At 71.7% G+C, this 25,611-nt stretch carries 22 protein-coding genes; 10 read left to right on the plus strand and 12 right to left on the minus strand.

Features of this window, described 5'->3' with window-relative positions; translation table 11 throughout:
* The first annotated feature begins 42 nt into the window (after window positions 1–42).
* On the plus strand, window positions 43–240 hold the full coding sequence (locus FHU40_RS17900; protein WP_183593573.1) for a hypothetical protein: 198 nt from the start codon (window positions 43–45) through the stop codon (window positions 238–240).
* 68 nt (window positions 241–308) lie between these two features.
* Window positions 309–1,334: an Atu2307/SP_0267 family LLM class monooxygenase gene (locus FHU40_RS17905; protein ID WP_183593574.1), complete on the plus strand. Its 1,026-nt coding sequence runs from the start codon at window positions 309–311 to the stop codon at window positions 1,332–1,334.
* Between the two features lie 31 nt (window positions 1,335–1,365).
* On the opposite strand, the gene FHU40_RS29610 is transcribed toward FHU40_RS17905, so the two are convergent.
* On the minus strand, window positions 1,366–3,612 hold the full coding sequence (locus FHU40_RS29610) for a winged helix-turn-helix domain-containing protein (protein WP_183593575.1): 2,247 nt from the start codon (window positions 3,610–3,612) through the stop codon (window positions 1,366–1,368).
* Between the two features lie 239 nt (window positions 3,613–3,851).
* On the opposite strand from FHU40_RS29610, the gene FHU40_RS17915 reads away from it, so the two are divergent.
* The 3 genes from FHU40_RS17915 to FHU40_RS17925 all read left to right on the plus strand — a co-directional run bounded on the left by FHU40_RS17915 (window position 3,852) and on the right by FHU40_RS17925 (window position 5,950).
* A complete protein-coding gene (locus FHU40_RS17915; protein ID WP_183593576.1) occupies window positions 3,852–4,310 on the plus strand; it encodes an LURP-one-related/scramblase family protein in 459 nt (152 codons plus the stop codon).
* A 397-nt stretch (window positions 4,311–4,707) separates the two neighbouring features.
* The gene (locus FHU40_RS29615; protein ID WP_183593577.1) at window positions 4,708–5,262 is read left to right on the plus strand and encodes an ion channel; all 555 of its coding nucleotides are present in this window, start codon (window positions 4,708–4,710) and stop codon (window positions 5,260–5,262) included.
* A 124-nt stretch (window positions 5,263–5,386) separates the two neighbouring features.
* Entirely contained in the window at window positions 5,387–5,950 is a 564-nt protein-coding gene (locus FHU40_RS17925) for a DUF1269 domain-containing protein (protein WP_183593578.1), read from the plus strand.
* 26 nt (window positions 5,951–5,976) lie between these two features.
* Here FHU40_RS17925 and FHU40_RS17930 read toward each other — a convergent pair whose 3' ends face one another.
* The 3 genes from FHU40_RS17930 to FHU40_RS17940 all read right to left on the minus strand — a co-directional run bounded on the left by FHU40_RS17930 (window position 5,977) and on the right by FHU40_RS17940 (window position 8,234).
* Window positions 5,977–6,621 carry a hypothetical protein gene (locus FHU40_RS17930; RefSeq protein ID WP_183593579.1) on the minus strand — a complete coding sequence of 215 codons (645 nt, stop codon included), beginning with the start codon at window positions 6,619–6,621 and terminating at the stop codon, window positions 5,977–5,979.
* A 259-nt stretch (window positions 6,622–6,880) separates the two neighbouring features.
* Window positions 6,881–7,516 carry a heme-binding beta-barrel domain-containing protein gene (locus tag FHU40_RS17935; protein ID WP_183593580.1) on the minus strand — a complete coding sequence of 212 codons (636 nt, stop codon included), beginning with the start codon at window positions 7,514–7,516 and terminating at the stop codon, window positions 6,881–6,883.
* Window positions 7,517–7,757: 241 nt separating this feature from the next.
* A complete protein-coding gene (locus FHU40_RS17940) occupies window positions 7,758–8,234 on the minus strand; it encodes a MarR family winged helix-turn-helix transcriptional regulator (RefSeq protein WP_252274610.1) in 477 nt (158 codons plus the stop codon).
* Window positions 8,235–8,440: 206 nt separating this feature from the next.
* Here FHU40_RS17940 and FHU40_RS17945 point away from each other — a divergent pair, with 206 nt between their 5' ends.
* Complete coding sequence (locus FHU40_RS17945; RefSeq protein ID WP_221199890.1) at window positions 8,441–10,477, plus strand: MFS transporter; 2,037 nt, start codon at window positions 8,441–8,443, stop codon at window positions 10,475–10,477.
* A 24-nt stretch (window positions 10,478–10,501) separates the two neighbouring features.
* Here FHU40_RS17945 and metX read toward each other — a convergent pair whose 3' ends face one another.
* From metX to FHU40_RS17960, 3 genes are all read right to left on the minus strand, one after another.
* The gene (gene metX, locus FHU40_RS17950) at window positions 10,502–11,611 is read right to left on the minus strand and encodes a homoserine O-acetyltransferase MetX (RefSeq protein ID WP_183593583.1); all 1,110 of its coding nucleotides are present in this window, start codon (window positions 11,609–11,611) and stop codon (window positions 10,502–10,504) included.
* Between the two features lie 45 nt (window positions 11,612–11,656).
* Entirely contained in the window at window positions 11,657–12,943 is a 1,287-nt protein-coding gene (locus FHU40_RS17955) for an O-acetylhomoserine aminocarboxypropyltransferase/cysteine synthase family protein (protein ID WP_183593584.1), read from the minus strand.
* A 115-nt stretch (window positions 12,944–13,058) separates the two neighbouring features.
* Window positions 13,059–14,402 carry an FAD-binding oxidoreductase gene (locus FHU40_RS17960; RefSeq protein ID WP_343057916.1) on the minus strand — a complete coding sequence of 448 codons (1,344 nt, stop codon included), beginning with the start codon at window positions 14,400–14,402 and terminating at the stop codon, window positions 13,059–13,061.
* A 161-nt stretch (window positions 14,403–14,563) separates the two neighbouring features.
* Between FHU40_RS17960 and FHU40_RS17965 the strand changes: the two genes are divergently transcribed.
* Window positions 14,564–15,808, plus strand: a complete 1,245-nt coding sequence (locus tag FHU40_RS17965; protein WP_183593585.1) for an NAD(P)/FAD-dependent oxidoreductase — start codon at window positions 14,564–14,566, stop codon at window positions 15,806–15,808.
* A 15-nt stretch (window positions 15,809–15,823) separates the two neighbouring features.
* On the opposite strand, the gene FHU40_RS17970 is transcribed toward FHU40_RS17965, so the two are convergent.
* Window positions 15,824–17,359 carry a helix-turn-helix domain-containing protein gene (locus FHU40_RS17970; protein ID WP_183593586.1) on the minus strand — a complete coding sequence of 512 codons (1,536 nt, stop codon included), beginning with the start codon at window positions 17,357–17,359 and terminating at the stop codon, window positions 15,824–15,826.
* 162 nt (window positions 17,360–17,521) lie between these two features.
* On the opposite strand from FHU40_RS17970, the gene alr reads away from it, so the two are divergent.
* On the plus strand, window positions 17,522–18,703 hold the full coding sequence (alr, locus tag FHU40_RS17975; RefSeq protein WP_183593587.1) for an alanine racemase: 1,182 nt from the start codon (window positions 17,522–17,524) through the stop codon (window positions 18,701–18,703).
* Between the two features lie 36 nt (window positions 18,704–18,739).
* On the opposite strand, the gene FHU40_RS17980 is transcribed toward alr, so the two are convergent.
* From FHU40_RS17980 to FHU40_RS17995, 4 genes are read right to left on the minus strand one after another with little or no spacing between them, the layout of a single operon-like run.
* Window positions 18,740–19,438 (minus strand): GntR family transcriptional regulator, encoded by a 699-nt coding sequence (locus FHU40_RS17980; RefSeq protein ID WP_183593588.1) that lies wholly within the window; start codon window positions 19,436–19,438, stop codon window positions 18,740–18,742.
* 52 nt (window positions 19,439–19,490) lie between these two features.
* Window positions 19,491–21,185 carry a dihydroxy-acid dehydratase gene (locus tag FHU40_RS17985; protein ID WP_183593589.1) on the minus strand — a complete coding sequence of 565 codons (1,695 nt, stop codon included), beginning with the start codon at window positions 21,183–21,185 and terminating at the stop codon, window positions 19,491–19,493.
* Window positions 21,186–21,223: 38 nt separating this feature from the next.
* Window positions 21,224–22,198, minus strand: coding sequence for a cyclase family protein (locus FHU40_RS17990; protein WP_183593590.1), 975 nt, complete (start codon window positions 22,196–22,198; stop codon window positions 21,224–21,226).
* A 16-nt stretch (window positions 22,199–22,214) separates the two neighbouring features.
* Window positions 22,215–23,069, minus strand: coding sequence for a nitrilase-related carbon-nitrogen hydrolase (locus FHU40_RS17995; protein ID WP_221199891.1), 855 nt, complete (start codon window positions 23,067–23,069; stop codon window positions 22,215–22,217).
* 341 nt (window positions 23,070–23,410) lie between these two features.
* Here FHU40_RS17995 and FHU40_RS18000 point away from each other — a divergent pair, with 341 nt between their 5' ends.
* Both FHU40_RS18000 and FHU40_RS18005 read left to right on the plus strand, forming a co-directional pair.
* Window positions 23,411–24,439, plus strand: a complete 1,029-nt coding sequence (locus tag FHU40_RS18000; RefSeq protein ID WP_183593592.1) for an ABC transporter permease — start codon at window positions 23,411–23,413, stop codon at window positions 24,437–24,439.
* A gap of 10 nt (window positions 24,440–24,449) precedes the next feature.
* Window positions 24,450–25,586: a substrate-binding domain-containing protein gene (locus FHU40_RS18005; RefSeq protein WP_183593593.1), complete on the plus strand. Its 1,137-nt coding sequence runs from the start codon at window positions 24,450–24,452 to the stop codon at window positions 25,584–25,586.
* The last annotated feature ends 25 nt before the right edge of the window (window positions 25,587–25,611 follow it).

Raw genomic sequence — 25,611 nt, forward strand, 5'->3', positions numbered from 1 at the left:
TGGGGAGGAAGCAGCCCATCCGATCTCTGGGGGGAGACCAGCATGGGAATCATCGAACTCGTCGACCAGTCCGCGGCCACCGCGCTCGACCACGCGGCGACGCTCCAGGACCACCTCAAGACGGCCGGCACCAGCGCCACGATGGCCGAGTGCCGTGCCGAGATGCACCAGCTCGTCGGTGACATCGTGTCGCTGCGCAACGCCGCCGAGCTGCTCAAGCGGGCTCACGACGCGGCGTAGCCACACCGCTCGGTCGACCGTCACGTGCCGGCGGGAATGCCGGACCCGGACAGATGATTGAAATGTCCATGACTGAGATCGAGTTCGGCCTCGACACCTTCGGAGGGGTCACCCAGGACGCCGAGGGCAGGCCACAGACGCACGCGCAGGTGATCCGCGACATCGTCGAGGAGGCGGCGCGGGCCGACGAGGTGGGGCTCGACTTCTTCGGCGTGGGGGAGCACCACCGCAGGGACTTCGCCGTGTCGAGCCCGGAGATGGTGCTGGCCGCCCTCGCCTCGCGCACCGAGCACATCCGGCTGGGGTCCGCGGTCACCGTGCTCAGCTCCGACGACCCGGTGCGGGTCTTCGAGCGGTTCGCCACCCTCGACGCGGTGTCGCGGGGCCGCGCGGAGATCGTCGCTGGCCGCGGCTCCTTCACGGAGTCCTTCCCGCTGTTCGGCTTCGACCTGAGCCAGTACGAGACCCTGTTCGAGGAGCGGCTCGAGCTGCTCGCGGCGCTCCTGAAGGAGAAGCCGGTGACCTGGCGGGGGACGACCCGCGCCGCGCTGGCCGACCAGGAGGTCTTCCCGAAGACGGAGGGCGGGATCCGGGCCTGGGTCGGCGTCGGCGGCAGCCCGGAGTCGGTGGTGCGGACGGCGCGCTACGGGTTCGGCCTGTTCCTCGCCATCATCGGCGGGCCGAGCGACCGGTTCGCGACGTACGTCGACCTGTTCGAGCGCGCGCAGGACCAGTTCGGCGTCCCGCGGCAGCGCGTGGCGGTGCACTCCCCGGGGCTGGTCGCCGAGACCGACGAGGCGGCCCGGGCCCTGGTGTACGACGGCTGGCTGGCGATGCGGACCAAGCTCGGGAGCGAGCGCGGGTGGCCGCCGCCGCAGCCCGGGGACTTCGAGCGGGAGGTCGGCGACGGTGCGCTCTACGTCGGCTCGCCCGAGACCGTGGCGCGCAAGATCGCCGGCACGGTGAAGGTGCTCGGCCTGGACCGGTTCGACCTCAAGTACGACCAGGGCCAGGTGCAGCACGGCGACCTGCTGCGCTCGATCGAGCTCTACGGCACCGAGGTCGTGCCCCTGGTCAAGGACATGCTCAGCTGATCCCCGAGCCGCGGCCGGTGAGTGGTGTGCCTCAGGGCAGGTCGGCGACCTCGTCGACGATCGCGAGTGCCTGACGTCGTGAGGTGACCCCCAGCTTCCGGTAGATCGCCGCCATGTGCGTCTTGACGGTGTCGGGTGAGAGGTACAGGACCTCGGCGATCTCGCGGACGGTCTGGACGGTCCTCAGCTGGTGCCACACGCGCAGCTCCCCGGGGGTCAGGGCAGCCAAGGGGGATCGTGCCGCCACGGCTCGGTGAGAGGCGCCGAGCACGTCGTCGAGCCACGCCGAGGGCGGGCCGAGGGCTCGGGTCCGGTCGGCGCGGTCGAGGGCGTTCCGGGCGGACCCGCCGTCGCCGATCATCGCCCAGGACTGGGCGCTGAACGCATCGACCAGGACGGCGACGCTGGGCATGGCGCGGGCGAGGTCCGTGGTCAGCGGCTCGGTCCGGGCCAGGTCGGCGCGCGCGGTGTCGAACTGCCCGCGCCCGACCTCGAGGTAGCTCGTGAGGCCGAACAACAGTGCGGTGGCCGGCGCCGAGTCCCGCATGTGGTGAGCGTTCCAGGCGGCTCGTGCGGCCGCCGCCATCAACGCGGCGGACTTCAGGTCGCCACGCGTGACGTGCAGGAATCCCATCACGGCCGGTGCCTCGACGGCGGTGGTGCCGATGCCGATGGAGTCGGCGACCGCCCGACTGTGCTCGAGGGTCGCGAGGCCCTCGTCGAACGAGCCGGCGAGCACCTGGAGCCATCCGTGCACCATGAGACCGAGCGACCGCACCCAGTTGTTCGTCGGCAGCGCGGCGGCGGCCGCACCGGCGAGATCACGCGCATCGGCCGTCGGGAGCGCTCCGCCCAACACGACGAGCAGGGCCAGGCCGGGCTCCATCGTGGACCGATCGAGCCTCGTCGACCAGTCCTCGCCGAGGCCGATCCGGGCGGAGGCGACCCACCGCTCGACGCTCGGTCCGTCGGCATTCTCGGCAGCGGTCCAGGCTGCGGTGAGAGCGACCCCCGGGCTGGTCGCGCTGACGTCGGGTGGGACCCGGGCCAGCCAATGCTGCACGGTGGTCGAGCGTCCCAGCATCAGTGCCTGGGCGCCGTACTCCCACATCAGGCTGCCCAACAGCTCGTGGTCGTCGCCCTCGACCGCGTGAGCCATCGCCTCGTCCTCGTGGCCGCGCTCGGCGTACCACTGCGCGGCGCGACTGTGCAGGCGTGCGGTCAGTGCCGGCTCCTCGACCAGCAGGGTGTCGGACAGCCGCTCGCGGAGCAGGGGATGAGTCCGGTACCAGCCGCCGGGCCCCTCCAGTCGGGACACGAGCAGGGTCGCCTTCTCGACGCGACGGAGGAGGTCGGAGCTCGTGGTGTCCTCGAGCACGTGGTCGCACAGGGCGCCGCTCAACGACGCCAGGATCGACGTACGGCGAAGGAAGCCCGCGATCTCCCCGGAGACGCCGGAGAGCACCTCGGTGTCCATGAAGTCGTGCACCTCGCGAGCGGCGGTGTCGGACAGGGCGCCACGGCGGGCGAGGGACAGGGCCTGGAGATAGACGCCCACGGGCCACCCGGCGGTGAGTCGATGAACTCCCTGGGTCTCGTCGATCGCCGGTGTGCGCTCCAGCGCCCGGCGCAGGTACTCCTGCACCTCGGCGGGGGAGAAGGCGAGCTCGTCGGGGCCGACCGAGCTCAAGCGACCCCTGCCCCGCCACAGGTCGAGCGGTAGATCCGGCCGGGAGCGGCCGACCAGCGTCACCTGAGATCCCTCGGGCAGCGAGTCCACCGCGGCCTCGAGCACCGCCGTGGCCGGCGAGCCGGCCATCGCGTGCAGGTCGTCGACGACCAGGGTGACGGGCCGTCGGATGCTCTCGACGGCGCGTTGGAAGCTCGGCAGGACGCGGCGGGAGAACGCCGGCTCGTCGCCGGTCAGGATGCCCGCGGGCAGGACCAGGCCGACGCCGGCCTGGCCGATGGCGGCCAGGATCGACGACATGAGCACGACCGGGTCGTGATCGGTCGCGCCGGCCGTGGTCCAGGCGACCGGTCGTCCGGCCGCGTCGGCCCACTGGGCGACCAGGGTCGTCTTGCCGAAGCCCGCCGGCGCCAGCACCAGCAGCACGTCCTCCGCGGACGCGGTGAGCCGACCGATCAGCGCGGTCCGCGTGATCGCGCCCCGGAATGGACGCGGCCTGCGGGTCTTGGCCAGTGGAACCACGACGGCTCCGCCGATGCCCGGTCGCGGCATCGGCGGCTTCTCGGCTCCCCCAACGGTCGTTGCCACCGAGAACAGCGTAGGGGGACGGCGCCGCCGAGCGTCGTCATCGCCATGAGGTGAACCGAGTCGATCCCTCCGACTCGAGGGTAGTCGGTGGCCCCGGGGTCACCACCTCACCCTGTCTGTGTGATGCCCGGCGGCGGCGCGGAGCAGCATGCTGCCGGCATCGAAGCTCGTGGAGAGGTGGGACCGGGATGGGGATCTTGCGCGGACGCCGTGCTGGCGGGGACGCTCGACGCTTCCAGATGCGGCAGAAGCTGGCGTCGATCGGGGACGACTTCTGGATCGAGGACGAGCAGGGCGAGCGCGTCTACAAGGTGAACGGGAAGGCGTTGCGGGTCCGGGAGTCGTTCGTGCTCGAGGACCTGTCCGGCCGCGAGGTGGCCACGATCCAGGAGCGCAAGCTCAGCGTTCGCGACAAGGTCGCGATCGAGCGCGACGGCCGTCCGGTGGCGACCGTGCACAAGGCCCTGGTGGGCATCCGGGACCGCTTTGCGATCGACGTCGAGGGAGGGGCCGACCTGAAGGCCCACGGAAACATCGTCGACCACGAGTACGAGATCGAGCGGGACGGCGACGCGGTGGCGCGGATCTCCAAGCGCTGGTTCCGAGTGCGCGACACCTACGGTGTCGAGATCGAGGCGGGGGAGGACGAGGCGCTGCTCCTCGCCGCCGTCGTTGCACTCGAGTCCCTGACGGACTGAGCCTCGAGGCTGAGCACGGCTCGATCCGCCCGGGCGGCTTCCTCGCCGCAGACCGGCCAGCCCCTGCCGCGCCGCAACAGCGAGCGGGACGCCCTCGAAGACGACGCCGACGGTTCCGTCGACCTCCCGAACTGGATCCGGACCGTCGCAGGCAAGGGCTGGAGCACGGTGAGGACTCACGTCTCCAGCCCGTACGCCGAGTCCTCGGTCAACCGGCGCAGTGCCGCGCTGGCCCCCACGTGCTCGATGCACCTGATGTGACGAACGGGCGCTCCGTCCACCCGAATCGGGCGAGCCCGGCGCAGCGGTCACGGGACGACCATGAGCGCATGACCAGCCAGCCCACCGCCCGGGGACGCCCGCCTGCCGCGGGTGCAGCCGCGAGGGGACGACGCGGGTGACCGGCTGGCGGCGGGTGCTGCGCCTGCTCACGTTCACCGCACTCGCCCTGGTGGCCTACTTCACCGTCCCGGTGAGCCTCGAGGACGAGAACCTGGTGGCGCGCGCGGTCACCGGGGTGGCCGCGCTCCTGCTGCTCGCGGCGGGCGTGATCTGGCAGGTCGTCGTCCACGTCGAGGACCAGAACCGGCAGGTCGACGGGCTGCTGCTCGCCCTGGTGATCGCGGTGCTCGCATTCGCGCTCGCGTTCTACCGGCTCGCGACCTCCTACCCTGGCGAGATCGTGGGCCTGGAGACCCGGTTGGACTCGCTCTACTTCACGATGACCACCCTGCTCACCGTGGGGTACGGCGACATCCATGCCCAGGGCCAGGTGGCCCGGGGACTGGTGTTGGTCGCCATGGTGTTCAACGTCCTCGTGATCGCGACCGCCGTCAGCACGGTCACGGCCCGGATCCGCAAGAAGGCCGAGGAGCGTGCCGAGGCGCGACGCGCCGACGTCGGGTCGGACCTTCCGGCCCAGCGACGGACGTTCAAGCGGAAGCCGAGGTGAGGCGTGCTCGTCGGCCCGGCGGCGCCCGACCGGACCCGCGGCACCGCCGATCCACCCGTACCGGGTGATGCCATCGGGCCCCGGTGGCTCGAAGGTGGAAGCCCCCGATCAAGGAGCGCCCGGAATGTCAGATGAGAGCAAGAACCCCGACCTCGAGGTGAGCGCCGCCGCGGTCTCCGACGGAGCCCGCACCCTCCTCGTCGCGGACTTCAGCGACACCAGCATGGCGTGGGAGGCGTACGAGGCCCTGAAGTCCATCGAGGACGGCCGCACCGTCGCGGTCGAGGGCGTCATCGTGGTGCGCCGCTCCGAGGACGGCAAGCTGGAGGTCCAGAAGGCGACCGACCACAGCACGAGGTCCGGGCTCAAGTGGGGCATCGTCGGCGGCATCGCGCTCGGCGTGATCTTCCCGCCGTCGATTCTCGGCAGTGCGGCCGTCGCCGGCTCCGCCGGCGCGCTCGTCGGCAAGCTGCGCCAGCGCCATCACCACGGCGAGCTCGAGCAGCAGCTGGAGCACGCCATCCCGCCCGGGCACTCGGGCCTGCTCGCCCTGGTCTCCGACCCCGGCGCCGTCAGGATCCAGAAGGCGCTCGAGCGGGCCGACGCCATCGTCCAGTCCGCCATCGACAAGACGGAGGCCGACGACATCAAGGCGGCCGCCAAGGAGGCCCAGGAGGCCGACGGCTGAGAGCCCGGCCCTCGGCGGCCGACCGCTCAGCACCGACCGCCCGAGGGATCGCAGGGGCCCCAGCCCGCCACCGGTGCGCTCCAGCGGCGGCGGCTGGGAGCCATGTCGGCCTGCCCGCCCTTCGCGACCCGGACCGCGGCCCGCCACGAGCCCGGGTCGACGGCCCCCGGAGTCGGCGCCCGCAGGCACGACCAGAGGTCGAGCGCGAGCACGACGCTCCGCTGGCCGCTCCGGATCCGCCCGGCGGCCGGCCGATCGCCCTCGGGGGTCGTGCACGACACGCGCTTGCCCCCGCGGCTCCAGCCGCCGCCCACCCGGAACTCCTGGACCTTGCGCAGTGCCGTCCCGTGGGGCCGCGTCGGCGTGCGTAGCTGGAGGGTGACGTGGCCGTCGGGCGTCGCGTCGCCGTCGAGGTCGAACCACGCGGTCAGCCGATGACCCGGCCGGAAGCCCTGCGGCACCCGCACCCGCACGCTCTGCACGGAGTCCCAGTACCAGCTGGCATCCAGCCGGACCTGGGAGATGTCGACAACCGGGGCCGAGGCGCGGCTGTCGTGGACGACGACCGTCTCCGGCGGGGGACGCTCGGCACCTGCTGCCGACGGCAGGGCTCCAGCCAGCAGCAGGACGCATCCGGCCGGAACGAGGACGAGACGACGAGGACCCGGCATGCTCGCGCACCTCCACGGGTTCGGTGGCACGCGACGATAACACCGGCGGCTTCTCCGATCGCGCCAAATTGGGTCCCGCCCACTGGTGCCGGCGCGCCCCTCCGAGGGAGGTTTCATCAAGGTATGAGGGCGAGGCTGCGCCTCCCCGGCTGAGTTCGGCTGGGGAGGCGCTGGTCGATCTTCATCCCTTGATGACCCGGCGTCGCCGGGGACCACGGGCACGCGATGGTCCCCGCCCGGCCCGTGCGCGAGCGAGGACTCAGCCCAGCACGGCGCTCGGGTGGTACCGCCGGACCCGGCGCAGCGTGTTCTGGTCGGTGTGGTGCATCTCCGCGCCCGTGGTGGCGAGCCGGAGCAGCAGGTCCGAGGTGTAGCTGAACGTGTCGTCGTCCTCGAAGGTGAAGGCGCTGGTGAAGTCCTTGATCTCCGCGCGCTCCATCAGGTACCGGTTCTGGAGGATGCCGTACGACGGGTCGCCGGGCTTGGCGTCGAACCGGAGGACCCGGTCGCCCGGCCGGGCGTCGCTGCCGGCGAGGATCGCGATCCCGCGGCCGAAGACGACGTTGCGGATGACCTGGCCGTGGGCCTTGTCCCACAGCAGGAAGCCGATCTCGTCGTGGAAGGGGTCCATCGCCTCCTCGCCGTGTCGCCACGCCGTCATGGAGTAGCTCAGCCCCCAGAGGACCTGCTGGCCGTTCTCCTGGATCGGGATCGGCTTGAAGGTGGCCTGCTCGAAGTAGGACGTGTGGCCGGTCTCGTCGTCCTGGTTGTGGTACGACAGGTCGACGCCGACGTCGCCCTCCCACTCGCCGACCAGCGGGGTCAGCGGCCCCAGCTTCTGCGGGCCTCGGACGCCGGCGTGGTCGAGGGCCGGGCTGCTGACGGTCGTGCTCATGTGCGTCTCCGCTCGATGGTGGGGCGAATGGTGGGGCGAATGGTGGGGCGATGCGTCGTGGTCCGGGCGCGACCGCCCGGCGGGCCCGGGGCGGGCGGTGTCGCATGGCCCCACCCGAACTCTTGAACCAGTCCAGTTCACCTTCGCGCAAACTCTTGCAGGAAGCAAGAGTTGTGACACGCAAGACTTCGGCCTCGCTCCGCCGACGGGCGCCGACGGGCGAGGCGCGGCCTCGCGCGGGTCACAGCGGCAGGTGCGGGTGCGGCTCGACGGCGCCGGTCTCGGCCAGGAGGTCGTGCAGCTTCGTCAGCGCGGCCGCGCAGGCGGCCCGCTCCGCCGGCTCGAGCCGGTCCAGCGCCTGGCTGAGCGACCGGCGGCGCTGCGTCGTCACCTGCCGGACCACGCGACGCCCCGCGTCGGTCAGCTCGAGCGTGACGACGCTGCGGTGGCCCGGGTCCGCGCCGCGGACCAGGTGCCCGGAGGCGTGCAGCCGATCGGCCAGCCGGGTCACCGAGGAGCCCGCCACCCCGAGCGCCTGCGCGCACCGGGTCGAGCTCGCGCGACCCAGCTCGTGCAGCACCATCAGCAGGCGGAACTGGGGCAGCGACACCTCGGCGTGCTCCACGCTGCGCAGCGCCAGGCCGACGAGGTCGCGGGTCGCGGCCTCGAAGGCCACCAGCTCGTCGACAGACGTCTGCGCCGGTCGGCCTGGTCCCACGCGGCGAGTATCGCATGAGCCGGAAGATCCGCTCGGTGTGCTGCATCTCGCGCGCCCACTGTCCGAACTCTTTGAGACGATGCCTTCATGCATCTGATCGAGCCTGTGGGTGTCCCGGACGAAGCGGTCGGACCTTCGCAGGATCGGTCGGACCCCGGCATCGACCGGACGGGCTCGCGGCGGCGTTCGTCGTCGAGGGCGGCCCGGTGACCGCCACGGCCACCGCCACGACTCCCGCCGCGACCCCGGAGCGATCCCGCCGCTCCGGCCCGATCGTGCTGGTGCTCGCGCTCTGCGGCACGGCGGTCTCGCTGATGCAGACGCTCGTCGTACCGCTGCTGCCGGACTTCCCGAAGCTGCTGAACACCAGCGCCGACAACGCCTCCTGGCTGGTGACGGTCACGCTGCTCACGAGCGCGGTCGCGACGCCGATCCTGTCCCGCCTCGCCGACATGCACGGCAAGCGCCGGATGATCGTGGTGTCGCTGCTCGTGCTCCTCGCGGGCTCCCTGCTCGGCGCGGCGAGCGACTCCCTGGTCGTGCTGATCATCGCCCGGGCGCTGCAGGGCTTCGCCCCGGCGCTGATCCCGATCGGCATCTCCACGATGCGCGACGAGCTGCCGCCGGAGCGGATCGGCGGAGCGGTCGCGCTGATGAGCGCGACGCTCGCCATCGGCGGGGCGGTCGGGCTCCCGCTCTCGGGCGTGATCTACGAGTCGATCGGCTGGCAGGCGGTCTTCTGGGGCAGCGTGGTCATGGCTGTGGTCCTGCTCGTGCTGGTGCTGACCGTGGTGCCCGAGTCCACGCTGCGGACCCCCGGCAGCTTCGACTGGCTGGGCGCCGTGCTGATGTCGGTGGCGCTGACGTCGCTGCTGCTGGGCATCTCCAAGGGCGGCTCGTGGGGCTGGACGTCCCAGTGGACCCTGCTGTCCTTCGTGGTCGCCGCGCTCGTGTTCGCGCTCTGGGCGCCGTGGGAGCTGCGCACCGGCCAGCCACTGGTCGACCTGCGCACCTCGGTGCGCCGACCCGTGCTGCTGACCAACATCGCCGCGCTGCTGGCCGGGTTCGCGATGTTCGCCAACATGCTGGTGGCGGTACAGCAGCTCCAGCTGCCCGTCGTGAGCGGCGTGGGGTTCGGCCTCGGGGTCACCGAGGCCGGGCTCGCGATGCTGCCCGGCGGTCTGCTGATGGTCCTGATGTCGCCGATCTCGGCGTCGATCACCCGGCGGTTCGGCCCCCGGACCACCCTGGTCGGCGGACTGCTGGTGACCGGCCTGGGCTACGTCGCCCGGGTGCTGTTCGACGCCTCGGCCCTCCAGCTGCTGATCGGCGTCGCGATCGTCTCGATCGGCGTCGTGATGAGCTTCGCGGCGATGCCGGTGCTGATCATGCAGTCGGTGCCGATCACCGAGACCGCGGCGGCCAACGGTCTCAACACCGTGGTCCGCTCCATCGGCACCTCGACCTGCTCGGCGACCGTCGCCGCGGTCCTGGCGGCGGGCACCGTCGCCGGCGGCTTCCCGTCGGAGGCGGCGGTGCACGCGACGAGCTGGCTCGCCGCGGCCGCCGCCTTCCTGGGTGCCGCGGTCGGCTTCTTCGTCCCGGCCCGGATCGCACCCGCCCTGGCGCCGCTGCCCGCGGCCCGGCCGGGGGAGAGGCCGACGGCCGTCCGTGCCGACGCCGTACGCCGGGCCGACGCCGGCGCCGAGGTCGTGGTCCGCGGTCGGGTGCGGCGCTCCGACGGCCGGCCGGCCCGGCTGGCGGTCGTGTCGGTGCTCGACCGGAGCGGCCGGCAGGCGGACTGGTCGCGCGCCGACAACGACGGACGCTGGTCGGTCGTGCTGCCGGGTGCGGGGGAGTACCTCGTCATCTACTCCGCCGAGGGCTGGGCCGCGCGGTCCGAGCTGCGCCAGCTCGCCCCCGAGGTGGTGCCGGAGCTCGAGGTCGCCGAGCGACTCACCGTGGCCGGGGTGATCTCCCGGGGCGGCTGGCCGATCGAGGACGCGCTGGTCGTGCTCACCGACGCCACGGGCGAGTCGGTGGGTGCGACCCGTACCGACGAGGGTGGTCACTACGAGCTCGGACTGCCGCCGCTCGGTCGCTACGTGCTCACCGCGCTCGACCCCGGCAGCGGCCGCTCCGAGTCGCAGGACGTCGTGGTCAGCGCGCAGCAGCGGCGGTTCAACATGGTGCTGCCCGAGCTGCCCGAACCCACGGAGTCCGAGGTCGCGGCGCGGGTCTGAGGTCCCGCCCCGCCGGGGAGCGGGTCAGGCGAGGAACTTGGCGATGCGCTCGTGGTAGCCCGGCGGCTCGAGGAGGAACGAGTCGTGGCCGAAGGGTGAGGCCAGCTCCGCCCAGTCGACCTCCACCCCGAGGTCGCGCAGCTGCTCGGTGAGCGCCGCCGACTGCGCCGAGTCGAAGCGCCAGTCGGAGTCGAACGACGTCAGCTGGAAGCGGGTCCGCGTCCGCCGCAGCGCGGCGGCGGTCCCCGGGTCGGCGAAGGGGTCGAAGTAGTCGAGCAGTCGGGTCAGATAGAGATAGGAGAGGGCGTCGAACCGGTCCAGGAACACCTGTCCCTGGTGCTGCAGGTAGTGCTCCACCTCGTAGTCCGGCTGGAGCGTCCAGTCGTCGCCGTGCGAGCGCCGGCGGTGGCCGAACTTGGCCTCCAACGACTGCGGCGAGACGTAGTTGATGTGGGCCATCATCCGGGCGACCTTCTGGCCGCGCCACGGGAAGACGCCCTGCTCGACGTAGCGGCCACCGCAGAAGTCGGGGTCGGACATGATCGCCTCGCGGCCGACCGAGGAGAAGGCGATGTTCTCCGCCGACAGCCGCGACGACGCGGCCACCAGGAGGGCCCGGTCGAGCGCGTCGGGATCGTCGATCACCCACTGCAGGGCCTGCATGCCGCCCAGCGACCCGCCGACGACGGCGTAGAGCCGCTCCACCCCGAGGCGCGCGGCCAGCCGCCGGTGCACCGCGACCAGGTCGGTCATGTGCAGCATCGGGAAGTCGAGGCAGTACGGCGTCCCCGTGGCGGGATCGGTCGACAGCGGACCGGTGGTGCCCGAGCAGCCACCCAGCAGGTTGGGTGAGATCACGAAGAACCGGTCGGTGTCGACCGGCTTGCCCGGACCGATCAGGTTGTCCCACCAGCCGCGCTTCTTCGCGCCCAGGTGCAGCCCTGCGGCGTGGGCGTCGCCGGTGAGGGCGTGGCAGACGAAGATCGCGTTGTCGCGCGCCGGCGACAGCGTGCCGTAGGTCTCGTAGGCGACCTCGACGTGGTCGAGCCGGCCGCCGCCACGCAGGAGCAGCGGGTCGTCCTGGTCGGCCAGGACGACCCGCTGCGTCTCGACGTAGCCGAGCGTGCCGCTCACGGCGTCATCGTGTCACTCTCCATGGTGCTGGCCGGGACCGGCCGCTCACTTGCTGGCCGCGAGCGCCTGGTCCAGGTCGGCGATGATGTCCTCGACGTTCTCGATGCCGATCGAGAGCCGCACCATGTCCTCGGGCACGCCGGCGGCCTCGAGCTCCTCGGGCGTGAGCTGGCTGTGCGTCGTGGTGGCGTTGTGGATCGCCAGCGACTTCGCGTCGCCGATGTTGGCGAGGTGGCTGAAGAGGCCCAGCGACTCGATGAAGCGCTTGCCGCCCTCGCGCCCGGACTTCACGCCGAAGCTGATCAGGCCGCCGTACCCCTTGCCGGTGCCGATCCGGTCGAGCACCGCCTTGTAGGGGCTGCTGGGCAGACCGGGGAAGTTCACCCATGAGACCGCGTCGTGACCCTGGAGGTACTCCGCGACCTTGAGCGCGTTCTCGCTGTGCCGCTCCATTCGCAGGTGCAGCGTCTCGAGGCCCTGCAGGAAGAGCCAGGAGTTCATCGGGGTGGTGGCGGCGCCGGTGTTGCGCAGCAGCACCGTGCGGGCCCGGATGATGTACGCCGCGGGGCCGGCCGCGTCGGTCCAGACCGCGCCGTGGTAGGCCGGGTCCGGCTTGGTCAGGCCCGGGAACCGGTCGGAGTGCGCCGCCCAGTCGAAGTTGCCGGAGTCGACGATCACGCCGCCGATGGAGGTGCCGTGGCCGCCGATGTACTTCGTCGCGGCGTGCACGACGACGTCCGCGCCGTGCTCGAAGGGCTTGACGAGGTACGGCGTGGGCGCGGTGTTGTCGATGATCAGGGGCAGGCCCTGGGCGTGCGCGGCCTCGGCCCACGCGTCGAGGTCGACGACGTTGATGCTCGGGTTGCCGACCGTCTCGCCGAAGACCAGCCGGGTCTTCTCGTCCACGTGCCGGGCCAGGTCCTCCGGCTTCTCCGGGTCGACGAAGCGCACCTCGATGCCGAACTGCGGCAGCGTGTGCGCGAACAGCGCGTAGGTGCCGCCGTACAGCGTCGACAGCGCCACGATGTTGTCGCCGGCGTAGGTCAGGTTGAGCACCGCGTAGGTCGTTGCGGTCGAGCCGCTCGCCACCGCCAGCGCGCCGACGCCACCCTCGAGCTGGGTCATCCGCTGCTCGAAGACGTCCTGCGTCGGGTTCATGATCCGGGTGTAGATGTTGCCCGGCTCGGCGAGGCTGAAGAGGTTCGCGGCGTGCTCGGTGTCGTTGAAGACGTACGACGTGGTCTGGTAGATCGGCACGGCCCGGCTGTTGGTGGCCGGGTCGTGCTCCTCCTGGCCGGCGTGCACGGCCAGGGTCTCGGGGCGGTAGGTCATCTGTACTCCTGCAGGGGCGGTCGGTGCCGTCGGGCGTGTGAGCGAGCGTAGGCAGGCGCGGGCCGTCGGTCGGGCGCCGTCCACCTACCGGGCAGTGCGAGCCTTGGTCGCGCGCTCAGTAGGCGCGGCCCGGGTTGAGGATCCCGTCGGGGTCGAAGGCGGCCTTGACGCGATGCATGAGCTCGCGCCCGACCGGGTCGAGCTGATCCCCGACGAACGCCGTCTTCAGCGACCCGATGCCGTGCTCGCCGGTCACGGTGCCGCCGAGTGCGAGAGCGGCCCGCAGGATCTCGTCGAACGCCTGCCGGGCCCGGTCGGACGCACCCGGCTCCGCCGGGTCGTAGACCACGGTCGGGTGGAGGTTGCCGTCGGCCGCATGCCCGAAGGTCCCGATCGTGACCTCGCACCGCTCGGCGATCGCGTCGATCCGCTGCTGCATCTCGGCGAGCCGGGTCAGCGGTACGCAGACGTCGTCGAGCAGCACGCTGCCGAGCTGCTCGAGGGCCGGCAGGGCGGCGCGGCGCGCCTCCATGAACATCGCACCCTCGTCGGCGTCGACGGTCCAGAACGTGTCGAGCGCCCCCTGCCGTTGCGCGGCCGCCACGCAGGCCGCCACGCTCCGGTCCGGGTCGGCGGAGTCGAGCTGGACGATGAGCGTCGCGCCGGCGTCCTCGTCGAGTCCCATGCCCGTCATCCGGTTGACGGCGCGGACGGTGACGCGGTCCATCAGCTCGGCGGCCGCCGGCTCGTGGAGGGACTCGGCGACGAAGTGGACGGCCGTCGCGGTCGAGGCGAAGGTCGCGACCGCGGTCGCCCGGGCAGGGGGGAGCCGCGTCAGGCGGACGGTCGCCTCGGTGATCACGCACAACGTGCCCTCGGAGCCGACGACGAGCGGCACGAGCGCGAGTCCGCACACGTCCTTGCGAGTGGTGGCGCCGATGGTCGTGACGGCTCCCGTGGGGAGGACGACGGTCAGCTGGAGCGCGTGGTCGCGGGTGACGCCGTAGCGGGCGCAGCACATCCCGCCGGCGTTCGTCGCCAGGTTGCCGCCGATCGACGAGATGGCCCGGCTGCCCGGATCCGGTGCGTAGAAGAGGCCGTGCCGCCTGGCGGCCGCGTCGAGGTCGCCGTTGACGACCCCCGCCTGCACGCGGGCCGTGCGGTTGAGCGGGTCGATCTCGAGGATCTCGGCCATCGCGGCGAGGGAGAGGACGATGCAGCCGTCGATCGCGTTCGCCGCACCGGCGAGGCCGGTGCCGGTGCCCCGGGTGACGACCGGCACGCGGTGTCGGGAGGCGATCCGCAGCACCGCCTGGACGTCCTCGGTCGACCTGGCCAGGACGACCGCGGCGGCCGTTCCACTCTCGGCCGCGCCGCACTGGTCGCGCGAGTAGGCGGCCATCACGTCGGGATCGGTGATGACGCGGCCGGGCAGCTCGGTCAGCAGATCGCTCAGCACGGCTGCCTCCTCACGGTGATCGCCGGTCGGCGATCGGCGACGCCCATCATGCTCCTCGACGACGGAGCACCCGTCACCTTGTTCCGGCAGCACAGCATCGGCACTGGAATGTGAGCCGAGAGCACAAAGACAGACGGAGTTGGTCGCAGGACCATCGAGTCATGGCCTCCAGCATCAGCTCACCTCCCCGGCGCGTCGCGGTCCTCGGTGCGGGGATGGTCGGACTCTCCACCGCGTGGTACCTCCAGGAGCACGGCGTGGAGGTCACGGTGCTCGACCGCACCGGCGTCGCCGCCGGCTCCAGCTGGGGCAACGCCGGCTGGCTGACGCCGAGCATGGCGGTGCCGCTGCCCGAGCCCTCGGTGCTGAAGTACGGCGTGCGCGCCGTGCTCAGCCCGTCGTCGCCGGTGTTCGTCCCGCCGAGCGCGGACCCGCGTCTGTGGCGGTTCCTCATCCAGTTCGCGCGCAACTGCACGCCGCAGCGCTGGCAGCGTGCGATGCAGACCCTGATCCCGCTCAACAACGAGGCGCTGGCCGCCTTCGACGAGATGGAGCGGGGCGGCGTCACCGCGCGCACCAAGGCGGCGGAGCCCTTCGTCGCGGCGTTCCGCACGGTCGAGGACAGCCGCGCCCTGCTCGAGGAGTTCGAGCACATCCGGGCCTGCGGGCAGTCGGTGAACTTCGAGGCCCTCGACGGCGCCACCGCGCGCGCCCAGGAGCCCGCGCTCTCCGACGAGATCGGCACCGCGATCCGGATCCTCGACGAGCGGTACCTCAACCCGTCGGCGTACGTCGCGTCCGTCGCGGACTCCGTGCGCGCCCGGGGTGGGGTGATCCGCGGCGACCACGACGTCAGCGAGCTGCGCAGCGACAGCGGCGGGGTGAGCGTCGGCGGCGAGCGCTTCGACGCTGTCGTGATCGCCACGGGCGCGGTCCTCAACCAGCTGGCCGGGCGGTACGGCGTCCGCCGGATCGTGCAGGCGGGCCGGGGCTACTCGTTCACCGTCAAGGTCGACGACCTGCCCCAGGGGCCGGTCTACTTCCCGAAGCAGCGTGTCGCCTGCACGCCCGTGGGCGATCGGCTGCGGATCGCCGGGATGATGGAGTTCCGCAAGGCGGACGCGCCGATGGACCCGCGCCGCATCCAGGCCCTCGTCGACGAGGCCGGAACGCTGCTGAAGGGTGCCCACCTCGACCAGCGGGAGGACGAGTGGGTGGGCGCGCGGCCGTGCACCGCCGACGGCCTGCCTCTGGTGGGTGCCACCACCGACTCGCGCGTCTTCGTGGCCGGTGGCCACGGGATGTGGGGCATCACGCTCGGACCGGTGACCGGCCGGCTGCTCGCCGAGCAGATCGCGACCGGCCGGGCTCCCGCGCCCCTGCGCGCCATCGACCCCCTGCGCTGAGCTCCGGGCCCGACGTCAGCCGCCGGCCCGGATCCGAGCGATCTCGAGCCGGACGGCGAGCCGCTGCAGTGGGTCGTCGAGGTCGACCGGGCAGGTCTCGGCCAGCCGGGCCATCCGGTAGCGGATCGTGTTCGGGTGCACGGCCAGCGCCCGGGCCGCGCGCTGCGGCTCGCCCCAGTAGTCGATGACGGCCTCCAGGGTGGTCAGCTCCGTGCCGGCCCTCTCGTGGTCGGCTTCGACCAGGGCCGCGACCGGAGACACCAGGGGCGTCTGCCCGAGCCCGGCCAGCGCTCGCGCGACCACGAGGGCCGCCCAGGACGTCTCGACCGACGCCACCGGTCGAGGCAGCGCGGCCGGGGCGAGCCGGTCGACCTCGTCGGCCTGGTGGCGTGACTCGGTCAGCTTGGCCAGCGTGCCGACGGGGCTTCCCGCGGCGATGCCGAGGACGCTGTTGCGGGGCCACTCCTTCTGCACGACCTCACCGAGCCAGAACCAGGTGCCGGGACCGGATCCCTCGGAGCCGAGCACGGCGTACACCCGGTCGTCCAGGTCCGCGACCAGCGGCTGGCGCCACCCGTGCCGACGGGCCAGCGCCAGCCACAGCTCGCAGCGTGCCTCGGCTGTTCCCGCCTGCGTGGGTCCGGTCAGGGCGGCGACCCGCCACGGCCCCGGTGGCAGCCAGTCGGGACGCTCGGTCGGCTCGCCGCGCAGCAGCGAGCGGATCTGGTCGAGCTGTACCTGCCGCTGCAACTCGCCCTGGGTCCGCAGCCGGAGCAGGTAGAGCGCGATCACCTGCGCCGCCGCGACCAGCTCGCGCTCGCGGGCCTGGGGCACGGGTGCGTCGACCACGGCCCAGACCGAGCCCAGCCACTCGCCGCCCGCGCGCACGGGCACGACGTACCGCGGCTTCACCCCGCCCTCGCCCGCGGGCACGAAGAACGGCTCGTCCGACCTGGCCAGCCGCCGGAAGACGCCGAGGGACCGGAAGTGCCCGCGGACCTCGCGCGGCACCCGGCGGCCGATGATCGTCGACATCCGCGCCTCGTCGACGTCGTGCTGTCCGGTCGAGTAGGCCAGCACGCGCGAGGTCGCGTCCTCGACGGTGACCGGGGCGTCGACGATGGCGCTGATCTTGTCCGCCATGTCGAACAGGTCGCTGTAGACGTGGGCGACCGGTCCCTGCTGGTGGCTCATCGTGCGGGCGATGTCGAGTGCGGAGCGCAGCAGTCCGAGCACCGAGGACCACGGGACCCCGTCGGCCACCGCCAGCAACGGCAGGGCCGCGGCCGCGCACGCCTCCCGCACCTGCGGAAGGTCGGCCCAGGTACGGCGCAGCACCAGTCCCGCCGCGGCCTCGGCGTGTCGTACGGCGTCAACCACCTCGTCCGCCCGGCGCGTGCCGACGAGCACCACCAGGTCGCCCCGCTCGACGGGCATCAGGTCCTCGGGGTCCACGACCTCGAGCCCGCTCACGGGACGCGCGGCGCCGGCCTGGACCATCTCGACGAACGCGGGGGTCAGGGCGTCGGCCACGCCGGCGGCGGTGATCACGGCACCACTGTGCCACTCGCGTGCCCGACCGCCGCTTTATGCCCCGAGAACAATGCACGCGCGCCGTTCTGTGCCCCTGGCCCAATCCCTCGGGCGGCCGGTCGGGCCATCCTGCTGACACCGACTCGAACCGGCCCGAACCGGCCCGAACCAGGAGAGCAGATGACGGACGCGCTCGTCGTACCGCCGCCGACGTCGCCCACGAGGGGTGAACGGGCGCTGGCGTGGCGCGAGGTCGACCTCGACGCCGTGCGCCACAACGTCCGCCTGCTCGCCTCGGCCAGTGCGCCGGCCGAGCTGATGGTCGTGGTGAAGGCCGACGCCTACTCCCACGGCGCGCCCCAGGTCGCCCGCGCCGCGCTGGAGGCCGGTGCCACGCACCTCGGCGTCGCGATCCTCGAGGAGGCCTTCGCGCTGCGCCGGGCCGGCATCGAGTCGCGGCTGTTCGCCTGGCTGGCCGCGCCCCGGGCGCCGTACGCCGAGGCCATCGGACTCGACATCGAGGTCGCGGCCTACTCGGGCGCGCAGCTGGCGGAGATCGCCGCCGCGGCGCGGGCCATGAGGGTCCCGGCGCAGGTGCACCTCAAGGCCGAGACCGGGATGTGGCGCGGGGGAGCGGCGGACGAGTGGCCGGCGCTGGTCGCCCTGGCGCACCGCTACGAGCAGGAAGGTCTCGTGCGGGTGGTGGGGGTCTGGTCCCATCTGGCGTGCGCCGACGAGGTCGACCATCCGGCCACCGACGAGCAGCGCGACAGCTTCCTGCGCGCCGTCGAGGTGGCCGAGGCCGCCGGGCTGCGACCGAGGCTGCGGCACCTGGCCAACTCGGCGGCGACCCTGACCCGCCCGGACCTGCGCTTCGACCTGGTGCGCTGCGGGCTCGCGGCGTACGGCGTGAACCCGCTCGTCGGGCAGCCGGCTCCGGTGGACCTCCGCCAGGCGATGACGGTCCGGGCCCGGGTCACCCACGTCAAGGACGCTCCCGCCGGCGCCGGCGTCTCCTACGGGCACACCTACCGCACGTCCGCCGCGACCCGGCTCGCCCTGGTGCCGGTCGGGTACGCCGACGGCCTGCCCGTGCTCGCCGGCGGGGGAGGGACCGTAGGCGTCGCGGGCGCGTCCGCCGCGATCGCCGGCCGGGTGTGCATGGACCAGTTCGTGGTCGACCTGGGCGATCTGCCCGTCGCCCCCGGCGACCGGGTCACCCTGCTCGGCCCCGGCCACGACGGCGAGCCCACGGCGGAGCAGTGGTCCGCCGTGAGCGGCCGCAGCAGGTACGAGACGCTCACCGCGCTCGGTCGCGACCGGCTGCCGCCCGTCTACGTCGGCGAGCGCGCCGCCACCTGAGCACGCCAACCGCTCAACAACTTCCAACGCACGACACTAGTCGGGGAACACGGGGACCACGGGCGCCTGGTAGTCGGCACCGTCGCCCGTCGACTGCTGGATCAGCATCCGCAGCGTGCCGAGCAGGTGGTCCTGGGCTGCCCGGGCCGCGCCCGCGCCATCGGCGTCGAGTACGGCAGCGTAGATGCGCTCGTGAACCGCGAGGATGTCCGCGAGCGTTCGCGTCTTCGTGGTCGACAGCCCGAGAGAGTGCATCTGCGACCGCACCTTCGCCACCGCGTCGACCACCCTCGAGTTGTCGGCCGCGCGGAGGATCGTCTCGTGAAACGTGAAGTCGTGCTTCTGGAACAGCTTCTCGTTGCCCGCCTCGCACGCGGCGCGCATGCCGTCGAAGGCAGCGGTGAACGTCTCCTTCTGCTCGTCGGACATGTGCGTGGCGGCCAGATAGGCGGCGGGAGCCTCGAGGAGGAGACGGAGCGTGTAGATCTCTTCGATGTCCTTGGTCGACAGCTGGAGGATCCGTACGCCGCGACTTCGCTCGAACCGCACCATGCCGTTGCTCGCGAGCTGCAACAGCGCTTCGCGCACTGGCGTCCGAGACACGCCGAGCTGATTCGACAGCTCGACCACGGAGTGCAGAGATCCCGGGGCGAGCTCGCCGCCGCGGATGGCGTCGCGAAGCTGCTCGAAGACGCGCTCGGTCAGCGAGGCGTGGTCGATGACCAGTGGCTTCACGGTGCGATTCCTCTCGGTGGCAAGGCCGGGGTGCTCATCATTAGCGCCCCGCTCACAGGAACGACAAGTCAGCACCCTGACTTGCCGGCAGAACTGTCTCGGCGTACAAGCGGCGCCACCCACGTTCCGGGAGTGGAGGCGGGCTGTACTCACCGAGTCGGCGCTGCACCTCATCTTCCTCCACGAGGAGGTCCAGGCGTCGGTTTTCCACGTCCAGACGCACCAGGTCCCCGTTGCGGACCACTGCGAGAGGACCACTGGCGGCCGCCTCGGGGTCGCAGTGCAGGACGACGGTGCCGTACGACGTGCCGCTCATGCGTGCGTCGGAGACCCGGACCATGTCGCGGACTCCCTGGCGTGCGAGCTTCTTCGGGATGGGCAGGGCGCCGGCCTCCGGCATGCCCGCCGCCCGGGGGCCTGCGGAGCGCAGCACCAGCACGTGGTCGGGCGTGACATCGAGGTCGGGGTCGTCCAGCACCGCAGCGATGTCCTGGTCGGCTTCCAGGACGAGCGCCGGCCCGGTGTGCTGGAGAAGTCGCGGGCTGGCCGCCGACGTCTTGATCACCGCGCCGTTCGGAGCCAGCGTTCCGCGGACGACCGCGAGTGCCCCGGCGGGACCCAGGGGGCGGTCCAGCGGAAGGATCGTGGTCTGCCAGTCCTGTCGTTCGGGGACGTCCCCGAGCAACTCGCTCAACGGCTGCCCCGCGATCCCCCGGGTAGCGGTATCGAGCTCCGGCTCCAGGACCTTGAGCAGCGCCGGCAGGCCGCCGGAGTGATGGAAGTCCTGCAGGTACTGGCTGCCCGAGGGCTTGCAGTCCACCAGCAGCGGCACCTTCGCGCCGATCGTGTCGAAGTCGGCCAGCTCGAGCTCCACGCCGGCCCGGCGTGCCACGGCGAGCAGGTGAACGAGTGCGTTCGTGGAGCCACCGAGTGCGGCGAGCACCTTGATCGCGTTGTCGAAGGCCGCCCGGGTGAGCACCTCGCGTGGCAGCGGGGCACCCTCACGGGCCATCGAGACCGCCCGTCGGCCGGTGGCGGTTCCATGCCGCAGTCGCTCACCGGTGGCGGCTCCGGGCGTTGCTCCGCCCGGCAGCATCATCCCCAGCGTCTCGGTCATGCAGGCCATCGTCGAGGCCGTGCCCATGACCGCGCAGGTGCCGGCGGTCGTGACCAGCTCTCCCCGAGCCTCGGCGATCTCCGCCGCGTCCAGCTCCCCGGCGCGGTGGCCGGCCCACAGGCGGCGGCAGTCGGTGCACGCGCCCATGCGCTCGCCTCGCCACTGGCCGGTCATCATCGGCCCGACCACTTCGAGAAGAACGGGCTTGTCGGAGGACGCGGCCGCCATCAGCTGAGCGGGGACCGTCTTGTCGCAGCCTCCGAGCAGCACCGCCGCGTCCATGGGCAGTGCTTGGATCATCTCCTCGGTGTCCATCGCCATCAGGTTCCGGTAGAGCATCGAGGTCGGCGAGGTGAGGATCTCTCCGAGCGAGACCGTCGGGAACGTCAGCGGCAGGCCGCCGGCCTCCAGGACACCCCGCTTCACCGCGTCGACCAGTGCGGGCATGTCGCGGTGGCAGGTGTTGTAGCTCGACGTGGTGACGGCGATTCCGATGATCGGCCGATCGAGGTCGACGTCGTCGTATCCACTCGAAGCCAGGAACGCGCGCCGCAGGAACCGGCTGAAGTCCTCGTCTCCATAGGAGGTGCGACTCGCGTCGATCGCCGAGGTGGCGGGATTGTCGGGCATGGGTGGCTCGTTTCTCGTCGGGGTGGCTTCGGGAGGCGTCAGGCCGTGAAGGGCATGGCAAGGGGGCGCATCGGGGCGCCGGTGGCGCCCCGGATCTTCAGGCAGGCTCCGACGAAGGCGAACTCGAACAGCCCGTCCGCGGACAGCTGCTGGCAGTCGACCAGCTCCATCATGGGTACGCCGGCCTCGCCCAGCAGGTAGGTGTGCACCACCTGCCAGTTCTCCTCGTCATCTGCCGGCATCTGCTCCAGCGCCGAGTTGTCGCCACCGATCACCGAGGCTCCGGCCTCGGCCAGCCAGCGCGCGCCCTCGAGGTTGAGTCCGGGGCTGTTGTCGATGTAGCGCGTCGGGTCCGGCCACTGCGACATTCGTCCGGTGCGGACCAGGGCGATGTCTCCCGGGTTGAACGTCACGCCCTGACGCTGCAGGCAGCCCTGGAGGTCGGCAGCGCCGATCCCGTAGTTGTCCGGCAGCATCTCGACCGCGTGCAGCGCGGCCACGTCGAAGAGGACGCCCCGGCCGATGATGGGCGGCACCTTGTCCGCGCCGCACTTGAGCCAGTGCCGTGAGCTGAGGTGCTGCTCGGCGGAGAAGCCGTTCCAGATCTCGCCGCGATAGCCGAAGTGGTTCAGCGTGTCGATGTGCGTCCCGGTGTGTGTATACATCGACATCGCGTCCCCTGAGTACGCCACCAGCTCGTTCTGCACCCGACCGGCCCCGGTGAGGTCGTCGAGCACCGTGCCCCCGGGGGTGTGCGTCATCCACTGCTGGAAGGGCGGGTCGCCCGCCTTGGTCCAGGACGGCATGCCCATGAACAGGTCGACGGAGAGGTCGATCGCCGCGCCCGCGTCGGCGCGGGCGACGGCGCGTCGTGCCGCCTCGGGCGACAGCAGGTTGAGCATCCCGATCTCGTCATCTGCGCCGAACGGGGACCTCGTCACCTCCCGGAACCGGGCCGCGTGAGCTGCGATCTTCTTCCGAACCTCGTCGGTGATGATCTCGGGTCCACACATGGGGTCTGCCTTTCGCCTAGTTCTCGGGGGTCTGGGTGAGCACGCCGTACAGCTCCGGTCTGCGCTGCTCGAAGGGCGCCAGCTCGTACTCGCCGGGGAGGAACACCAGCCGCTTGTCGCGCGCCGCCGTCAGGTCGACGGTCGTCGCGAACACGCCTTCGGAACGATCGGCGCGGACCAGGACCTCCCCGCTCGGAGCGACGATCTGGCTGCCCCCGAGGTAGGCGGTCCCGTTCTCCACGTCGCCTCGGTCGGCGACCGCGAGGTACACGAGGTTCTCCGCGGCCCGGACGCGCGTGAAGTGCTCAGCAAGGAGGTGTGCCGAGCTCGGCCAGGCGGTCGGCATCGCGATGATGTCGGCGCCGTCGAGCGCGAGCACACGCGCCGACTCGGGGAAGCGGAGATCGAAGCAGATCATCAGGCCGACGCGCCCGATCCTCGTGTCGAACACCCGGGGACCGCGATCCGTCCCCGCGGCCACGAACCGGTCCGCCCCCAGGTGGGGCAGATGCTGCTTCCGGTAGTGGCCGACGACTCCTCGCCCGTCGACCAGAGCCGCCGAGTTGTAGACGCGATCACCGTCGCGCTCGAGGAAGCCCACCGTGGCCAGGACGCCGCTCCGGCGGCAGGCGTCGACGAGACCCGCCATGCGGGGATCGGTGAGCCCGATCGCCGCCGCGGCGGTGGCGCGCGGGTCGTCGAACAGGTAGCCGGTCAGATGGCATTCGGGGAAGACGACCAGATCGTGACCGAGGCGGCCCGCGGCGCTGATCTGCTCGAGGGTCGCCTCGAAGTTGCGGTCGAGCGCGCCCGCCGTCGCGCCCACCTGGGCGACGGCGACTCTCGCCGGAGCGGGCGGGTCTGGGTGCACGGGGTCTCCTTGCGGCGTCTGATCAGAAGGCACGACGACATTATGCATGCACTATTGACATGCTGCATGCAGCATGTCAATGTTCGGCGCGTGCCCAGTCACGGCGCTGCCGGAGCGATAGCGCTCGGTCGCAGCGGGGCGAGGCTCGCAGGCCGTGTCGTCACCGACCTAGGTCGCCGGCCGCCCCTGTCAGAGGAAGCGCCGGCGATGCGCCCACAGTCCGAACGGAGCGATATGAAGGATTGCGCCACCACCCCCCGGCTCGATGCCGGTCCCTGGTCGACGGCGGGAACGTCGCCACCGGTCCGGGACGGCGGCCGCGCCGTCGGACGGTGCCGGCGATGATCCGCGCTCCTCGGGCGATGCGATTCGCCTGGATCGGCGTCGCCACGGTCCTGCTGTTCGTGATGAGCCCGCTGATCGCGCCCGGCAGTCTCGACTCGGGCGCGCTGGCCGGCATGGTGCCCTTCGCCGCCGCCCTCGCCCTGATCGCGGTCGGCCAGACGCTGGTGCTCGCGCAGGGTGGCATCGACCTCTCGGTCCCCGCGATCGTGGGTCTGGCCGCAGTGGTGGTCACGAAGTTCGCCGACGGAGACGATGCCAAGCTTCCGCTGGCCATGGTGCTGACTCTCGTGGTCGCCGCGGCCTTCGGCCTGGTCAACGGACTCGCGACCACGAAGCTGAACATCACGCCGTTCGTCGTCACGCTCGCCACGAACTCCGCCGGGCTCGGCGTGATCTACATCGTCTCGAACGAGTTCCCCACGCCCGCGGCGCCGGCCCTCACGACCTTCATGTCGGCACAGTGGATCGGTGTGCCCACGCCGGCGTTCGTCGCCGTCGCGGTGGTCGCGGTCGCCCATGTGCTGCTGAAGAGGACGACCCGGGGCCGGGTCTTCCTGATGGTCGGGGCCAACCGCACCGCCGCCGCGACGATGGGCATCCGGACCGATCGCTACGTCGTCGGCGCCTACGTGCTTGCGGCGGTCTGCTACGCGGTCGGAGCGATCATCCTCGCCGGCTGGGTCCGGACCCCGACGTTGTTCATCGGCGACCAGTACCTGCTGCCCAGCATCGCGGCGACCGTGTTGGGCGGGACCGCGATGACAGGCGGGATCGCCAGCGTGCTGTCCAGCTCGATCGGCGCGGTCTTCCTGACGCAGCTGTCCCAGGTGGTGCTCGCGGCGGGCGCCTCCACGGCCGGGCAGCGGCTCGTCGAGGCGCTGGTCCTGGCGGCCGGCATCGCTGTTCAACGCCTGCGCCTGCCCCGTGCGCTGACTCCGGCAGGCCGGACGCGGCGGCAAGAAGCTCGAGACGCCGTTTCAGAGAGAGAACCGAGAGAGGAACTGACGAACCATGTCAAGTTGTAGGCAGAACCCCGTGCGGAAAGCGGCCATCGGCCTCTCGGTCTCCGCCGTACTGATCGCCATGTCGGCATGCAGCGTGGCTCCGCCCGATGCCTCGGAGACGAAGACGGGGTCGGAGCAGAAGCTGACCACCGGCGACACCAGTCAGCTGAAGGAGATCACTGACTTCTGTGGCGACAAGCCGATGAAGGTGGCGCTCGCGGACGGCCAGGGCGGGAACGCATGGCGGAAGGTGACGCGTGCGGAGTTCGAGGACGAAGCAAGTCGGTGCGACAACATCGAGGTGCTGCCCTACGCGGACGGACAGAACAACCCGCAGAAGGCGATCAGCGACGTCAACGCTCTCGTGGCGCAGGGCGTGAACGGTCTCGTGGTGTTTCCCGACTCAGGGCCAGCCATGCTCCCGACCTTCCGCACGGCGTTCAAGGCCGGCGTGTCGGTCGTTCCCTACACGTCGAACCCCGGAGGCACCCCCGGCGTCGACTACACGACCTTCGTCAGCAACAACACCGCGGCGGAAGGGGGGATCTGGGCGGCCTGGATGTGTCAGACCCTGCAGCCGGAGGGCGGCAACATCGTCTTCCTCGGCGGCACGCCGGGCAATACCCAGAGCCTCACGGAGCTCGAGGCCGTCGAGGAGGAGATGGCGTCGAACTCGGACTGCAGCAACGTCAAGCTGCTGAACAAGTCCGGGCAGCCCTACGACACCAACTGGGAGCCCACGCAGGGGCAGAAGGTCGTCGCCGGACTCCTGACGCAGTACCAGCAGATCGACGGGATCATCAGCGACTCCTCCCAGGTGGTGGTCGCGGGACTCCGGGCGGTCAAGGCAGCGAAGCGGTCCACCCCGGCCATCGCCACGGTCGACCTGAACGAACTGTCCTGTCTCTGGGAGACCTACGACAAGGCCGGTGACGCCTTCCCGATGATGTCGATCGACGGCCGTCCGTGGCTGGTCAGGATCGCCCTGCGCAAGGCGGTCGCGGACTTCCAGGGCATCGACAACGACGAGCCGAACATCGTGACGGTACCGATCTTCGAGGACACGACCGACGACTCGAAGCCGGTCCGGTGCGAGCCCAGCCTGCCGCCGGAGGCCTCGGTCTCGTCGACCCTGAAGCCGGAGCAGCTGCAGAAGGTCTTCAACTAGCCGCCCGTACGACCCTCAGGAGGAC

This window comes from Nocardioides soli, from assembly GCF_014191495.1.
Lineage (GTDB): Bacteria > Actinomycetota > Actinomycetes > Propionibacteriales > Nocardioidaceae > Nocardioides > Nocardioides soli.

Excerpts from the sequence above, each read along its gene's own strand:
- FHU40_RS18000 (WP_183593592.1), top strand. The coding sequence starts at position 23,411 with ATGATCCGCGCTCCTCGGGCGATGCGATTCGCCTGGATCGGCGTCGCC.
- FHU40_RS17955 (WP_183593584.1), bottom strand. The coding sequence starts at position 12,943 with ATGACCTACCGCCCCGAGACCCTGGCCGTGCACGCCGGCCAGGAGGAG.
- FHU40_RS17965 (WP_183593585.1), top strand. The coding sequence starts at position 14,564 with ATGGCCTCCAGCATCAGCTCACCTCCCCGGCGCGTCGCGGTCCTCGGT.
- alr (WP_183593587.1), top strand. The coding sequence starts at position 17,522 with ATGACGGACGCGCTCGTCGTACCGCCGCCGACGTCGCCCACGAGGGGT.
- FHU40_RS17990 (WP_183593590.1), bottom strand. The coding sequence starts at position 22,198 with ATGTGTGGACCCGAGATCATCACCGACGAGGTTCGGAAGAAGATCGCA.
- FHU40_RS17935 (WP_183593580.1), bottom strand. The coding sequence starts at position 7,516 with ATGAGCACGACCGTCAGCAGCCCGGCCCTCGACCACGCCGGCGTCCGA.
- FHU40_RS17985 (WP_183593589.1), bottom strand. The coding sequence starts at position 21,185 with ATGCCCGACAATCCCGCCACCTCGGCGATCGACGCGAGTCGCACCTCC.
- FHU40_RS17900 (WP_183593573.1), top strand. The coding sequence starts at position 43 with ATGGGAATCATCGAACTCGTCGACCAGTCCGCGGCCACCGCGCTCGAC.
- FHU40_RS17925 (WP_183593578.1), top strand. The coding sequence starts at position 5,387 with ATGTCAGATGAGAGCAAGAACCCCGACCTCGAGGTGAGCGCCGCCGCG.
- FHU40_RS17905 (WP_183593574.1), top strand. The coding sequence starts at position 309 with ATGACTGAGATCGAGTTCGGCCTCGACACCTTCGGAGGGGTCACCCAG.
- FHU40_RS17930 (WP_183593579.1), bottom strand. The coding sequence starts at position 6,621 with ATGCCGGGTCCTCGTCGTCTCGTCCTCGTTCCGGCCGGATGCGTCCTG.
- FHU40_RS17915 (WP_183593576.1), top strand. The coding sequence starts at position 3,852 with ATGCGGCAGAAGCTGGCGTCGATCGGGGACGACTTCTGGATCGAGGAC.